Below are 14,526 nucleotides of genomic sequence, written 5' to 3' on the forward strand. Positions count from 1 at the left end.
GCCGATATCGACGCATGGTCGGCCGAGGCGCGCGCCTCGTCCATCCTGCGCGGTCTGGGCTTCACGCCCGAGGAAATGCAGATGCCGTGCAGCGCCTTCTCGGGCGGCTGGCGGATGCGGGTGGCGCTGGCGGCGGTGCTCTTTGCCGCGCCCGATCTGCTGCTCCTCGACGAGCCGACCAACTATCTCGATCTCGAAGGCGCGCTCTGGCTCGAAAGCTATCTGGCGCGCTATCCGCACACGGTCATCATCGTGAGTCATGATCGCGGGCTCCTCAATCGCGCCGTGGGGGCGATCCTGCACCTGGAGGATCGCAAGCTGACCTTCTACCAGGGCAATTACGATGCCTTCGCCGACACCCGTGCGGCACGGCTCATGGCGCAGGAATCCGAGGCCAAGAAGCAGGCGGCGCGCCGTGCGCATCTGCAATCCTATGTCGATCGTTTCCGCTACAAGGCCGACAAGGCGAAACAGGCGCAATCGCGCCTCAAGGCGCTGGCGCGGATGAAACCGATCACCGCCCCGCAAGAGGCCGCGCTGCGCGCCTTCACCTTCCCCGCCCCCGAGGAACTCTCGCCCCCGATCATCCGGGTCGAGGGCGGATCGGTGGGATATGACGGGGTGCCGGTGCTCTCGCATCTCGATCTCAGGATCGACCAGGACGACCGCATCGCCCTTCTGGGCCGCAACGGCGAGGGCAAATCGACCCTCTCGAAACTCCTTTCCGCACGCCTGCCGCTCATGTCGGGCAAGATGACCACGGCCGCCAAGCTGCGCGTCGGCTTCTTCGCCCAGCACCAGGTCGAGGAGCTGCATGTCGACGAAACCCCGCTCGACCATATCCGCCGCCAGCGCCCCGGCGAAACCCCGGCAAGACTGCGCGCGCGGCTGGGCGGCTTCGGCATCGGCGCGCAACAGGCCGAAACGCTGGTGGGCCAGCTTTCGGGCGGGCAGAAGGCGCGACTCAGCCTCATGCTGGCCACGCTCGACGCGCCGCATCTGCTCATCCTCGACGAACCGACCAACCACCTCGACATCGAAAGCCGCGAGGCGCTTGTCGAGGCGCTGACCGCCTATACCGGCGCGGTCATCCTCGTGAGCCACGACATGCACCTTCTGTCGCTCGTGGCCGACCGGCTGTGGCTGGTGCAGGGCGGGCGCGTCGCGCCCTACGAGGGTGATCTCGAGAGCTATCGCCAGATGCTGCTGTCGCCGCCCAAACCCGACAAGCCCGAGAAGCCGAAACCAGAGAAACCCAAGCGCCCCTCGCGCGACGCTATCCTCGCCCTGCGCTCGGATGCGCGCAAATGCGAGGCCCGCGTGAACAAGCTCAACGAGATGCGCGACCGGCTGGCGAAGAAGCTGGCCAACCCCGAGCTTTACGAGAACCCGGCCGAGGCCGCCGTCTGGCAAAAGAAATACGCCGAGGTGATGGAGGGGCTGGAGCGCGCCGAGACGCTGTGGATGACGGCGCTGGAAAAGCTCGAATCGGCCGGGGGCTAGTATTGCGCGCCGCGCGCCGCTGCCGTAACGCTTGGCCATGGAGCTGATCGACACCGCCTTTCTCGTCACCGCTTTCGTCACGCTGTTCGTGGTGATCGACCCGATCGGCCTGACCCCGCTCTTCATCGCGCTGACCCAGGGCGCGTCGCGCCGCCGCGCCATCGGCATCCGCGCCTGCGTCATCGGCTTCGCGATCCTCGCCGCCTTTACGGTCTTCGGCGAGGCGGTTCTGGGCTTTGTCGGCATCTCCATGCCCGCGTTCCGGGTGGCGGGCGGGGCGCTGCTGTTCCTTACCGCGCTCGACATGCTGTTCGAGCGCCGCACGAAACGCCGCGCAGGCCAGGTCGAGGAAGAGGACGAGGCCCCCGACCCCTCGGTCTTTCCGCTGGCCATCCCGCTCATCGCCGGGCCGGGGGCCATCGCCTCGGTCATCCTGCTGGCAGGCCAGAAACCGGGTGTGCTGGGGCTGGCGCTCGTAATCGGCATGGTCGCGGCGGTGCTTTTCCTCGCGCTGCTTTTCTTCCTGCTCTCGGGCTACCTGGAACGCGCGCTGGGCAAGACCGGCATCAATGTCACCACCCGGTTGCTTGGCATGCTTCTGGCCGCGCTTTCGGTGCAGTTCATTCTTGACGGGCTGCGTGAGTTCGGCTTTGCGGGTGGGGCCTGAGCCCTTATATGTGATCCATGTCGAACGATCCCGCCTCGCTTACCTATCTGGTCCTGCTGCTCTCGGCGATCCTGCTGTGGTTCTTCGCCAACAACCGTGCGCGGCTGGGCAAGATGGTGCAACAGGCGCTGGTCTGGGGCCTGATCTTTGCCGCGGCACTCGCCGTGGTCGCGCTTTGGGACGACATCCGGCAAGCCGTCGTCCCGCAGCAATCGGTCATCGCCGATCAGGGGGTGATCACCCTGCCGCGCGACCGCGACGGGCATTACTATGTCACCGCCGAAGTGAACGGCACGCCGGTCCGCTTTACCGTGGACACTGGCGCCACCGAAATCGTGCTCAGCCGCGAGGACGCGCAGAGCGCGGGCATAGATACTGAAAGCCTTTCCTATGTCGGGCGTGCCTTTACCGCCAATGGCGAAGTGCGTACCGCGCCGGTGCGGCTCGACAGTATCGGCATCGGTGCAATCAGGGACGACCGTGTTATGGCCTATGTCAACGATGGCGACATGTCCGGTTCACTCCTTGGGATGCGCTATCTCAACCGCTACTCGAAGATCGAGATCACGGACGGGTCGCTGACGCTGACGCGCTGAGGCGAGATTGCGAACGTATTGCGCATGGTTCGCTAACGGAGCCCACCGATAGGGGATGCGCCTGCACGGGTGGGCGCATGCCCGGGCGAGATGCTCAACCTTGGACGTGGCTCATCTGATCCTCCCCCGACACCAAGAACGCCGCATTAACCTTTCGCGCGGTTAACGAATGGTTGAGTCACCCGGCAGCCGGGCGGCAGCCGGGAGTCATACGCAAATCACCCCCCTGTTTTTCGCGCTTCTGCGGCGTTAACCTTTGATCACAGGAAAGCACTGGACTTTTTCGAACGAGGCGCAGATATTTTGATCAAATTACCCAGGTGAGCCCATCATGGACCTCAGACATCTGCAAACCTTCCGCGTCGGTGCGGCTGATCTCAATGGTCAGGTGCGCGGCAAGCGCCTGCCGTCCCAGGCCGCGGAAAAGCTGGAAACCGACGGGGTGCGGATGCCCTATTCGGTGCTCAACGTCGACGTCTGGGGCGCCGACATCAAGGATAGCCCGCTGGTGTTCGAGACCGGCGACGCCGACGGGGTCCTGTTGCCGACCGAACGCGGGCCGCTGCCGATGCCGTGGCTGAACAGCCCCAGCGCGCTTGTCCCGATGTGGATGTTCCATGACGACGGCACGCCCTTTGCCGGCGATCCGCGCCATGCGCTGGCCGGCGTGCTGGCGCGCTATGCCGAACGCGGCTGGACGGTGCAGGCCGCGACCGAGATGGAGTTCTATCTGGTCGATGATGGCGAAACCCGGCTGGCCCCGCCGATCAACCCGCTTTCGGGGCGCCCGCTGCATGGGCAGGCAATCCTTTCGCTCAGGCAGCTCGATGCCTTCGACGACTGGTTTACCGCGCTTTACGAGGCGTGCGAGGCGATGGACATTCCCGCCCAATCGGCGATCTCCGAAGCCGGGCTCGGCCAGTTCGAGATTGATCTGCGCCATTGCGAGGCCATGCGCGCGGCTGACAATGCCTGGCTTTTCAAGAGCCTTGTCAAGGGCTTGGCGCGCAAGCACGGAATGGCGGCGACGTTCATGGCGAAACCGTTCGCGGGTGATGCCGGCTCGGGAATGCATGTGCATTTCTCGGTGCTCGACGCCGAGGGGCGCAACATTTTCGACAATGGCGGTCCCGAGGGCAGCGCGCTCCTGCAGCACGCGATTGCCGGCAGTCTCGCGGCGATGCATGGTGCGACGCTGATCTTTGCGCCGCATGCCAATTCCTATGCGCGGCTCGAACCGGGGGCACATGCGCCCACCGGTGCGGCCTGGGCCTATGACAACCGCACCGCGGCGATCCGGGTGCCGTCGGGGCCGCCGGTCGCGCGCCGGATCGAGCACCGTGTGGCGGGTGGCGACATCAACCCCTATCTGGCGCTGGCGGTCATTCTCGGCGGGGCGCTCACCGGGATCGAGGACGCGGCGGACCCGCCCGCACCGATCACCGGCAATGCCTATGACCTTGATCTGCCAGGGCTCGCCCCGGACTGGCTGAGCGCGATTTCGGCCTTCGAGACGGATGACCGCATCGCCCGCATCCTGCCCCGAGACCTCGTGTCAAACCTGTGCTATACCAAGCGCCAGGAACTCGAGGGAATGAAGGCGATCGCGCTCGAGGACCAGTGGAAAACCTATCTCGAGACGGTCTGACGCCGGGGGCGCAAGGCCGTTTTGAAACTTGATCAAATTCGGAGCAAGACGTGAAAATCGGCATCCTGCAAACCGGCCACGCGCCCGAGGTCGTCCTGGACGAGCTCGGCGACTACGACGCCATGTTTCGCCGCCTTATGGACGGACAAGATTATGAATTCATTACCTATTCTGTGGTAGATGGACAGTTTCCCGACGACCCGGAAGCGGCAGATGCATGGCTCATCACCGGCTCCAAACACGGCGCATACGAAGACCACGCCTGGATCCCCCCCCTCGAAGAGTTGATCCGCAGCATCCGCGACGCCGGCCAGCCGCTGATCGGCGTGTGCTTCGGCCATCAGGTCATCGCCCAAGCGCTGGGCGGAAAAGTCGAGAAATATCAAGGGGGTTGGTCGGTCGGGTCGCAGGAATACGACATCGAGGGCAAGCCGATGCGCCTCAATGCCTGGCACCAGGATCAGGTGGTAGAACCGCCGCCCGACGCCAAGGTGATCGGCTCGAGCGACTTCTGCGCCAACGCCGCCATGATGATCGGTGACAATATACTGACAATTCAACCACATCCCGAATTTTCAGCAGCAATGATCGATGCGCTTCTGCGCCATCGCGCCCCCGGCGTGGTCCCGCCGGAGCTGATTGATACCGCCAAAGCGACTCTCGACCAGCCAAACGACAGCGCGACGTTCGCGCAAATGATGGTCAAGCACTTGAACAGGAAAGAGAAATGACCGCCGACTGGATCAAGACCCTGCCCGAGGCTGCGCAGGACTTCCTCGAAGGCCGCAGGCTCGACGAGGTGGAATGCATTATCGCCGACCTTCCCGGCATCGCCCGCGGCAAGGCCGTTCCGGCGTCGAAATTCGCGCGTCAAACCTATTTCCATCTGCCTGATTCCATATTTTACCAAACGATTACGGGGGATTGGGGTGAGGCGGCCGGGGACGAGGGGTTCATCGAACGCGACATGATCCTCAAGCCGGACATGTCCACCGCCACCGCCGCGCCCTGGACCGGCGACTGGACGCTTCAGGTCATCCATGACGCTTATGACCGCAAGAACAATCCGATTCCCTATTCCCCACGCAACGTGCTCAAGCGGGTGGTCGATCTTTACCATGAGAAGGGCTGGAGACCGGTCGTTGCGCCCGAGATGGAGTTTTTCCTGGTCGCGCGCAATCTCGATCCGGCCAAGGCGATCAAGCCGATGATGGGCCGCTCCGGCCGCCCGGCCGCAGCACGGCAAGCCTATTCAATGACTGCCGTCGACGAGTTCGGGCCGGTAATCGACGACATTTACGACTTTGCGGAAGCACAGGGGTTCGAGATCGACGGGATCACCCAGGAGGGCGGGGCAGGGCAACTCGAAATCAACCTGCGACATGGGAACCCGGTCAAGCTCGCGGACGAGGTCTTCTATTTCAAACGCCTCATTCGCGAAGCGGCGATGCGTCACGACTGCTATGCCACCTTCATGGCCAAGCCCATCGCGGATGAACCAGGCAGCGCCATGCACATTCACCACTCGGTGCTTGATGTCGACACCGGCAAGAACATCTTTTCTGGCCCACAGGGCGGGGAAACCGACGCGTTCTTCCATTTCATCGCCGGGATGCAGACCCATCTGCCCTCGGCCATTGCAATGATTGCGCCCTATGTGAATTCCTATCGCCGCTATGTGCGTGACCACGCTGCGCCGATCAACCTTGAATGGGGTCGTGACAATCGAACCACGGGCATTCGCGTGCCGCTTTCCGGGCCTGAATCACGGCGCGTCGAGAACCGTCTCGCAGGAATGGATTGCAACCCTTACCTCGGTATCGCGGCAAGTCTGGCCTGTGGCTATCTCGGCTTGCTGGAAGAAGAACGCCCCGACAAGCAGTTCAAGGGTGACGCCTATGAAGGGGAAGAGGATATCCCCCGCGAGATGGGTGCGGCGCTGGATATCTTCGACGCGGCGGACAAGCTGCACGAGATACTGGGACCTGAATTCGCTCGGGTTTATTCTATCGTCAAGCGCACCGAGTACGAGGAATTCCTTCAAGTCATTTCGCCCTGGGAACGGGAACACCTGTTGCTGAACGTATGAACCTGCTGTTTTCCAATGATCGCCGTGGGCAGTATCCGCAAAGCTGGTACGCCGCTACTGCGCATAACTGTGATCCGTTTCCTGCCTTCGAAGGGGAAACGCGCGCCGATGTCTGTATCGTCGGTGGCGGCTTCACCGGTCTTTCGGCGGCTATGCATCTGGCCAAGGCGGGGCGAGATGTTGTGCTTCTCGAGGCGCATCGGGTGGGATTCGGAGCGTCGGGTCGCAATGGCGGTCAGTTGGGGTCGGGTCAGCGGGTGGACCAGCTCACGCTGGAAAAACTGGTCGGGCCTGAAGACGCGCGCAAGCTGTGGAGCCTTGCCGAAGATGCCAAGGCATTGGTCAAGGCGCTGGTGGCCAAGCATGAGATTGACTGTGATCTGAAACCCGGCGTGGCACATGCCGTGTTTACGCAGCGTGAGGTGGAGCATGAGCATGCCTATGTCGCGCATTTGCGGGACCATTACGGATATGGGCAGATCGAGGCGCTCGACCATGATGCGATGCGGTCGCTTTGCCCCTCGCCCAAATATGTGGGTGGTTCGCTGGACATGGGTGCGGCCCACCTGCATCCGCTGAATTTCGCGCTGGGCCTTGCAAGGGCGGCCGTGGCTGCGGGCGTGCGCATTCACGAAGGCACCCATGTGCAGGAGATCAAGGAGGGCTCGCGCCCGGTCGAAATCCGCACCGAGGCGGGCAAGGTGCAGGCAGAACATGTCATCCTTGCCGCCAATGGCTATCTGGGTGGGCTGAATCGCAAGGTCGCGGCGCGGGTCATGCCGATCAATAATTTCATCGCCGCGACGCCGCCTCTTGGAGATGATGCGGCCAAGGTGCTTTCCCGCGACGTCGCGGTGGCAGATTCAAAATTTGTGATCAACTACTTTCGCCTTAGCCCTGACAAGCGGCTGCTCTTTGGCGGGGGCGAAAGCTATGGCTATCGTTTCCCGGACATTGAGCGGGCCGTTCGCAAGCCGATGGCAGAGATCTTTCCGCATCTGGCGGATATTCCCTTTGATTACAGTTGGGGCGGGACATTGGCGATCACCATGCGTCGACTTCCTTATGTCGCGCGGGTGGCGCCGAATGTCCTTTCGGCCTCGGGCTATTCCGGGCATGGCGTTGGCAGTGCCACGCAGGCGGGGCAAATCCTTGCCCGCGTGATCGAAGGAGAAAGCGACGGATTCGATGTCCTGTCGCGTATCTCCACACGCCCGTTTCCAGGCGGTGCGGCACTGCGCGCACCGCTGCTCACCTTGGCGATGATGTGGTATGCCACGCGCGACCGGCTGGGGATCTGATCGGACATTCGGTCCGATGTGCGCTTGTTGGTGAAACGTGGAATGTGTTCGGTAGGCGCAATTTATCGTGATAAATTGACCGTGTGACAATCGCGGCGTATGCCAGAGCGAATAACAGGAGGTGCGCATCATGATTCCCGTCAATCCCGAGAGGTTTCTGGCCGAACTGCACGAATTGCGGCGTTTCGGCGCGTCCGGCATCGGCAAGGGCGTGGTGCGCCCGGCTTATACAAAAGCCGATATCGAAGCGCGGCAGTGGTTTGCCGGGCGGATGCAGGCGGCCGGTCTCAGGACCCATTATGACCCGGTTGGCAGCCTGTTCGGACTGGCCGAAGGAAAGTCCCTGCTTATGGGCTCGCATTCCGACAGTCAGCCCGAGGGCGGCTGGCTTGATGGCGCACTCGGCGTCATGGCGGCGCTCGAGGTGGCGCGTGCCTCCCGCGAAGCAGATGGGCCGCCGATCTCCGTCGTGTCGTTTCAGGACGAGGAGGGGCGCTTTGGCGTAACTACGGGCAGCACTGTATGGTCGCGCAAGCTTTCACTTGAGGCGGCTGATGAACTGACTGACCGCGAGGGCGTGACATTGGCCGAAGCGCGGGGCGAGATGGCGCATCTGATCGGCGATTTCGTTGATCCAGCTCAATTCAGCGGGTTCATCGAGATGCATATCGAACAAGGGCCGTGGCTTTTTGAGGCCGGTGAGGCCATCGGTGTCGTAGAAAATATCGTGGGGATTCGCGACATGCGGATCACCTTTGAAGGCGAGCAGAACCACGCAGGGACGACCCCGATGCATCGACGCCGCGACGCGTTTCAGGGGCTGGCCGATTTCAACGCACGGATCAACGCGCGGTTTGACAATGTGGTGACACCCACCACCGTCTGGACGATCGGTCATGCGAGCCTGCATCCCGATGCGCATTCGATCGTGCCGGGACGGGCCGTATTTTCAATGCAGTGGCGCGATGGTGATGCCGGACGGCTGGCGCGGATGGAGGAGATCATTCGCGAGACCGCGCGAGAAGTGGCGGCAGACCGCGGACTGGAAGTGAGTTTTGGGCCGTTGCTTGGACTCGAGCCAATGGATTTGGACACCCGCCTGCGCGCCGCGTTGGAAGGGGCGGCGGAAGACACGGCGCCGGGGCGTTGGCGCCGGATGCCGTCAGGCGCGCTGCATGATGCCACCAATGTGGCGCAACTGATGCCCTCTGCAATGCTCTTTGTGCCGTCGATCAACGGGATCAGCCATGCCTTTGAAGAGGATACGGATGAGCGCGATCTGGTGGCCGGCCTCAAGGTTCTGGCCGGCGCAGTGGAACGCCTTCAGGGCTGAGAATCCATGCATCGCATTCGCTTGCGCCTACCGCTCAGGACCATGTGACATCCCCTAGGAAGATATATCCTGCCCCATAGATTGTCTTGATCAGTCGAGGGTTCCTGGGATCTTCGCGCAACTTGGTGCGAAGCCGTGAGATGCGGACGTCCATCGCGCGATCAAAGCTTTGCCCTGCGGCCCCGCCAAGGCTTTCCTGCATCATGGTGCGGGAAACGAGCCGCTTGGGACGTTCCAGAAACATCCGCAATACTTCACCCTCGGCGTGAGAGAAGGGGGTTTCAAGCCCGGTGTTGTCGGTTAGTACGTATCGGTCGAAATGTGCGGTCCAGCCGTTGAAGCGGGCCGTATCGCTGGTTTGCAGTGAGGGGCCGGGTTTGCGCAGGCGTGCGCGGATGCGCGCGACGACCTCGGCAGGATCGAAGGGTTTGATAATGTAATCATCCGCTCCCAGTTCAAGGCCGGTCACGCGATCCTGCACTTGCGCGCGCCCCGAGATGATGATCACACTTGCCCCCTGTTCGAGTGCGAGGCGATGGACGAGCGAAAGCCCGTCGCGGTCGGGCAGCGAGAGATCGACAAGGCAGACATCGGGAGTGGTCGATTTCAATGCCGCCTCGAACTCGGTCGCACGCGAGAATCCCATCGTGCGAAATCCCGCCTCCTCGAGGGCGTCCGAGAGCATGGCGCGTATCGCCGGTTCGTCGTCAAGGATGGTGACGAGGGGTGCATCGGTCATGAAGCAGGCTCCATCGCAAGAAAAGCGGCAAGTTGATCGGCAGTAAAGGGCTTGGCGAGAACCGGTGCCCGTGAAGCCGCCGCCTGGTGAAGGGGATGCGTTGACGGCAGTGAGGTCATGAGAAAGACTGGGGGATGTTGATCGGGAAGGCGATCGAAAAGGTCGATGCCCGTGTCATCTCCTTCGAGCGAAATATCGGAGAGCAGAAGGGAAATATCCTGTATCTGCGTGACCAGCGAAAGTGCCTCGGCGGCGCTGGCGGCTTCGATTACCGTGTGGCCCGCGCCGGTCAGCATGTCGCGGATCGTGGCGCGTAGATCGGTGCTGTCTTCGACCAGAAGGACCAGACCCGGAGCAATGGGTGCAGATGCGGGACGCAGTGGCAGGCGGATCGAAACCTGCCCGCCGCCTTCGCGATTTGCCAACATGGCGCGTCCGCCAACCAGTTTGGTCATGTCATAAACCATTGCAAGACCAAGTCCGGAACCTTCGCCGCCCTTGGTGGTAAAAAAAGGCTCGAACCCGTGTTCCAGCGCCTGTGGCGAGAAACCGGGGCCGGTGTCGCGCACAATGAATTCGGCCCATGTGTCCTGAACAGTACGTGCGATGAGCAGGATACGCCCCTGTCCCTTGCAGGCATCGCGGGCATTGAGAACGAGGTTCAGCAGGCTGTCCTGAAGCATACCCGCATCGAGGATCAGCGCCTCGTGCGCGATCAGGTTGTTTATTTCGAGCTTGATTTGCGGGGGCAGAGTCGATCCGGCAAGTGTTTCGATATCGCGCAGAAATGCGACCAAGTCGGTGGGCCGGGGGTGAACCTCGCGCGCACCGGTGATGTCAGCGATGCGGTTAAGCAATGTGCCGCCACGTCGGGCAGCCGAGAGCGTGGCGGCGATCAGGCCCCCGGCCTCGCCGGGGAGTTCCATCCGCTGCAGACGTGACTGCATCCCGAGGATGATGGTCAGAAGATTGGAGAAGTCATGGGCGAGCCCGGAGGTGAGCTGCGCGGCAATTTCACGCCGGCGTGTCTGTTGCAAGGCAGTGCGCGCCTGCGTTTCTTCCGTGATGTCCATGGACAGGATATACACCCCGCCCGACGTTGGGTCGGGAGTGAGCGCGACACGAACTCGGCGTGAAGAGGGCTCGTGGGTGAACTCGAAGACCGAAGGTTGCCCGGCATAGGCGCTGTCGAGTTGGGGGCCGATCACCGACCATGGCTGTGGACCCATGACATCGGCCACATGTTTGCCGACGATATTGGTCTGGCTGCCGGGCATGATGGTGCTGAGACGGCGGTTGGAATAGGTATATCGACGGTCGATTCCGACATGGGCGATATGGGCCGGCATCATCTCGGTGGTGAGGCGTGTGCGCGCCTCGGCCTCGGTGATCTGGCGTTTGGCTTCTTCCAGCGCGGTGACGGTTGCGGCCAGTTCGCGGTTCGCCGCCGACAGCTCCTCGGCATGAGACAGGAGTTGGTCCGAAAGTTCTTCTGAGCGGGTCCGCAGAAGTTGTTCGGCGCGTTTTGTTGCCGTTATGTCGGTATAGACGGTGATCCAGCCGCCTTGTGGCAAGGGGGACCCCTCGACGGAGATCATACGGCCATTGGCGCGGGAGCGTTCCATGTAGTGCGGCACGAAAGCCCGTGCCTGTTCGACTCGGGCGGTCACGAACTCTTCAATATCCTCAATCGGTCCATATTCGCCGCTTGTGGCGAGATAGCGTATCGTGTCCTCGAAAAGCGCACCTGGTGTGACGAGCGCTTCGGGGAGGCCGAACATGTCGCGAAACATCCGGTTCGAGATGACCAGGCGCAGGTCGGAGTCGTAGATCGACAGTGCCTGCTGAATAAGGTTCAGCCCCGCCATCATCATGGCATGGGTGTCTGTACTGGTCTGCGTCATGGCCCCTCCTGCTATCGGAGGTAGCGCAACCGATGCCATTGGGAAAGGGGACATGGAGAACGCCGGTGCCATGATCAGCACGCCATAGAGTGTTACAATTCGTTAGATTCTGGCAATCTTGGAGAAAAACTTGACGGCAAGGGTCGGTTCCGCACCCAATGAAGCGGGAGAATCAACCCCCGGCGCAACCGGGGGGCCCGGCGGAGGACGCGGGCTAGGGGAGGACAAGACTTGGGCAATCCGTCTCAGACGGTCGGTGGACTGGAGTCCATTCCGGCGCTTTTGCAGCGTAATGCACGCGAGTTCGGCTCGAAAGACGCCTATCGCGAGAAACAGTTCGGCATCTGGCAGAAATGGACGTGGGCCGAGACCGAGAAAGAGGTCGAGGCGCTTGCGCTTGGACTGATCAATCTGGGTGTGAACGAGGGCGATTTCATTGCCATTATTGGGCGTAATCGTCCACATTTCTATTGGTCAATGGTGGCTGCGCAATCGGTTGGCGCGATCCCGGTTCCACTCTATCAGGATAGCGCAGCCGAAGAGATGGCATATGTCCTCGAGCATTGCGGCGCACGATTTGCAATCGTCGATGATCAGGAGCAGGTCGACAAGGTGATCGAGGTGCAGGAGCGTCTGCATCAGTTCGAGCACATGATCTATGTCGATCCTCGCGGTTTGCGCAAATACGACCACAGGGCGCTACACGAATTCGCAAAGGTGCAGGAACAGGGTCGGGCCGCATACGACGAGTTCATTCAGGAGCTCAAGGACCGGCGAGAAAAGCTGACTTTCGATGATCAGTGCGTGATGCTTTATACATCAGGCACGACCGGCAAACCCAAGGGGGTGATCCTGTCGAACCACAATATCATCCGCAGCGCCCAGAATGCGAGCGAGTTCGACCATCTGGGGCCGGGCGACGAGGTTCTGGCCTACCTTCCGATGGCATGGGTGGGGGATTTCATCTTTTCAATCGGGCAGGCTTATTGGACAGGTTTTTGCGTCAATTGCCCCGAAAGTCCCGAAACGATGATGATCGATCTGCGCGAAATCGGACCGACCTATTATTTTGCGCCGCCACGCTTCTTCGAGACGCAATTGACCAATGTGATGATCCGTATGGAGGATGCGGGGACCCTCAAACGTGCCCTGTTTCACCACCTCATGGATTTCGCGCGCTCTGGCGCGGGCGAGAAGTACGGGATGCCGAAGCGCAGTCTGGCAAGACCTGACCTCAAACGGCGGATCAAGCAGGCGTGGAAATTCTCAATGGGGGTTGGCTTCGCCATTGAGGCCCTTCTTGAGAATGCCATTCGCCTGTTCTTTGTGAAGCTTCGGCATCCGGTTGATACGCGCGACCATTTCAAGGCGAAGGATCCGCTGGGACTTTATCTCTATCCTGAGCCCCTGCGCAGCTATTTCAAGTATCGCATGGGTGAAGTTCTGATCTACGGTCCGCTCAAGAACACGCTGGGACTGTCGCGTATTCGGGTGGGTTACACAGCAGGCGAGGCGATCGGACCGGAGATCTTCGAGTTCTATCGTTCGCTCGGAATCAACCTAAAACAGCTTTACGGACAGACCGAAGCATCGGTGTTCATCACCGTGCAGCCAGATGGCGAGGTCCGGGCAGACACGGTTGGCGTGCCCGCACCCGAGGTCGAGATCAAGATCACGGATGAGGGGCGGATCTTTTATCGTAGCCCAGGCACGTTCGTAGCATACTACAAGAACCCCGAGTCGACCGCGGATACCAAGGATTCGGATGGCTGGGTTGATACCGGCGATGCGGGGTTCTTCGAGGAGGACACAGGGCATCTTCGGATCATCGACAGGGCCAAGGATGTCGGCAAGATGGCAAACGGTGCGATGTTCGCTCCCAAGTTTGTCGAGAACAAGTTGAAGTTCTATCCCGACATCCTCGAGGCCGTGCTGTTCGGGAATGGCCGTGACCATTGTGTTGCTTTCATCAATATCGACCTCACGGCGGTGGGCAACTGGGCCGAACGCAACAATATCGGTTACAGTTCTTACCAGGAGTTGGCCGGCCACCCGCGGGTTCTGGCGACCATCCAGGAACATGTCGAGGCGGTGAACCGTTCGGTAGCAGAAGATCCGATGCTCTCGGGCTGCCAGATCCACAGGTTTGTTGTGCTTCACAAGGAACTGGATGCGGATGATGGCGAGATGACGCGAACCCGCAAGGTGCGCCGCGCATTCGTGGCCGACAAGTTCAACGACATTGTCGAGGCGCTTTACGACGGGTCCGAGACTGTCTCGACCGTGACCGAGGTGACATATGAAGACGGGCGTAAAGGGACAATCAAGGCGACGCTGGAGATTCGCGACGCCAAGGTGGTGCCGGTCGAACCTCAGAAGGTGGCAGCAGAATGAGCGTGATGGATCAGGAAACCAGTGTCACCGCGGACGGTCGGACGATCGGTGGCGTGTTGATGGAGATGCGAAACATCAGCCTGCGCTTTGGTGGTGTGAAGGCGATCACCGATATCAGCTTTGACATTCGTGAGGGCGAAATTCGCGCGATCATCGGGCCAAACGGGGCCGGAAAGTCGTCGATGCTCAATGTCATCTCGGGCTTTTACGTCCCGCAGGAGGGCGAGGTCTGGTACAAGGGTGCGGTACGGCCACGGATGCGACCCTTCGAGGTGGCGCGGCAAGGGATTGCACGGACGTTCCAGAATATCGCGCTCTTTGAGGGGATGAGTGTTCTGGACAACGTGATGAC

12 protein-coding genes are annotated in these 14,526 nt (G+C 61.4%); 10 read left to right on the plus strand and 2 right to left on the minus strand.

Going from position 1 to position 14,526, the window contains the following annotated elements; all coding sequences use genetic code 11:
- The 8 genes from ACESL9_RS13880 to ACESL9_RS13915 form a co-directional block, all read left to right on the plus strand.
- The coding region (locus ACESL9_RS13880) for an ABC-F family ATP-binding cassette domain-containing protein (RefSeq protein WP_372675012.1) at positions 1-1,503 on the plus strand (1,503 nt) is incomplete at its 5' end.
- A 43-nt stretch (positions 1,504-1,546) separates the two neighbouring features.
- Complete coding sequence (locus ACESL9_RS13885; RefSeq protein ID WP_372614426.1) at positions 1,547-2,170, plus strand: MarC family protein; 624 nt, start codon at positions 1,547-1,549, stop codon at positions 2,168-2,170.
- 17 nt (positions 2,171-2,187) lie between these two features.
- Positions 2,188-2,766 carry a TIGR02281 family clan AA aspartic protease gene (locus ACESL9_RS13890; RefSeq protein WP_372614364.1) on the plus strand — a complete coding sequence of 193 codons (579 nt, stop codon included), beginning with the start codon at positions 2,188-2,190 and terminating at the stop codon, positions 2,764-2,766.
- Between the two features lie 331 nt (positions 2,767-3,097).
- Positions 3,098-4,414, plus strand: coding sequence for a glutamine synthetase family protein (locus ACESL9_RS13895; RefSeq protein ID WP_372614366.1), 1,317 nt, complete (start codon positions 3,098-3,100; stop codon positions 4,412-4,414).
- A gap of 50 nt (positions 4,415-4,464) precedes the next feature.
- Positions 4,465-5,145 (plus strand): type 1 glutamine amidotransferase, encoded by a 681-nt coding sequence (locus ACESL9_RS13900; protein WP_372614368.1) that lies wholly within the window; start codon positions 4,465-4,467, stop codon positions 5,143-5,145.
- Entirely contained in the window at positions 5,142-6,503 is a 1,362-nt protein-coding gene (locus tag ACESL9_RS13905; RefSeq protein ID WP_372614370.1) for a glutamine synthetase family protein, read from the plus strand. Before ACESL9_RS13900 ends, ACESL9_RS13905 begins: the two co-directional genes overlap by 4 nt.
- On the plus strand, positions 6,500-7,804 hold the full coding sequence (locus ACESL9_RS13910; RefSeq protein WP_372614372.1) for an NAD(P)/FAD-dependent oxidoreductase: 1,305 nt from the start codon (positions 6,500-6,502) through the stop codon (positions 7,802-7,804). Before ACESL9_RS13905 ends, ACESL9_RS13910 begins: the two co-directional genes overlap by 4 nt.
- A 130-nt stretch (positions 7,805-7,934) precedes the next feature.
- Positions 7,935-9,137: a hydantoinase/carbamoylase family amidase gene (locus ACESL9_RS13915; protein ID WP_372675013.1), complete on the plus strand. Its 1,203-nt coding sequence runs from the start codon at positions 7,935-7,937 to the stop codon at positions 9,135-9,137.
- A 34-nt stretch (positions 9,138-9,171) separates the two neighbouring features.
- Here the strand turns inward: ACESL9_RS13915 and ACESL9_RS13920 are convergent, their stop codons facing one another.
- Positions 9,172-9,876 carry a response regulator transcription factor gene (locus ACESL9_RS13920; protein WP_372614376.1) on the minus strand — a complete coding sequence of 235 codons (705 nt, stop codon included), beginning with the start codon at positions 9,874-9,876 and terminating at the stop codon, positions 9,172-9,174.
- Positions 9,873-11,780: a PAS-domain containing protein gene (locus ACESL9_RS13925; protein ID WP_372614378.1), complete on the minus strand. Its 1,908-nt coding sequence runs from the start codon at positions 11,778-11,780 to the stop codon at positions 9,873-9,875. Before ACESL9_RS13925 ends, ACESL9_RS13920 begins: the two co-directional genes overlap by 4 nt.
- A 261-nt stretch (positions 11,781-12,041) precedes the next feature.
- Here ACESL9_RS13925 and ACESL9_RS13930 point away from each other — a divergent pair, with 261 nt between their 5' ends.
- Together ACESL9_RS13930 and ACESL9_RS13935 are read left to right on the plus strand one after the other, a co-directional pair.
- On the plus strand, positions 12,042-14,174 hold the full coding sequence (locus ACESL9_RS13930) for an AMP-binding protein (protein ID WP_372614428.1): 2,133 nt from the start codon (positions 12,042-12,044) through the stop codon (positions 14,172-14,174).
- On the plus strand, positions 14,171-14,526 hold a 356-nt coding region (locus tag ACESL9_RS13935), incomplete at its 3' end, for an ATP-binding cassette domain-containing protein (protein WP_372675014.1). The genes ACESL9_RS13930 and ACESL9_RS13935, both read left to right, overlap by 4 nt.

This window comes from Aquicoccus sp. (assembly GCF_041686535.1).
Taxonomy (GTDB): domain Bacteria; phylum Pseudomonadota; class Alphaproteobacteria; order Rhodobacterales; family Rhodobacteraceae; genus Aquicoccus.

What these genes read in the sequence shown, in the direction of transcription:
- ACESL9_RS13915 (WP_372675013.1), top strand. Translation starts at nt 7,935, where the DNA reads ATGATTCCCGTCAATCCCGAGAGGTTTCTGGCCGAACTGCACGAATTG.
- ACESL9_RS13895 (WP_372614366.1), top strand. Translation starts at nt 3,098, where the DNA reads ATGGACCTCAGACATCTGCAAACCTTCCGCGTCGGTGCGGCTGATCTC.
- ACESL9_RS13890 (WP_372614364.1), top strand. Translation starts at nt 2,188, where the DNA reads ATGTCGAACGATCCCGCCTCGCTTACCTATCTGGTCCTGCTGCTCTCG.
- ACESL9_RS13910 (WP_372614372.1), top strand. Translation starts at nt 6,500, where the DNA reads ATGAACCTGCTGTTTTCCAATGATCGCCGTGGGCAGTATCCGCAAAGC.
- ACESL9_RS13905 (WP_372614370.1), top strand. Translation starts at nt 5,142, where the DNA reads ATGACCGCCGACTGGATCAAGACCCTGCCCGAGGCTGCGCAGGACTTC.
- ACESL9_RS13920 (WP_372614376.1), bottom strand. Translation starts at nt 9,876, where the DNA reads ATGACCGATGCACCCCTCGTCACCATCCTTGACGACGAACCGGCGATA.
- ACESL9_RS13925 (WP_372614378.1), bottom strand. Translation starts at nt 11,780, where the DNA reads ATGACGCAGACCAGTACAGACACCCATGCCATGATGATGGCGGGGCTG.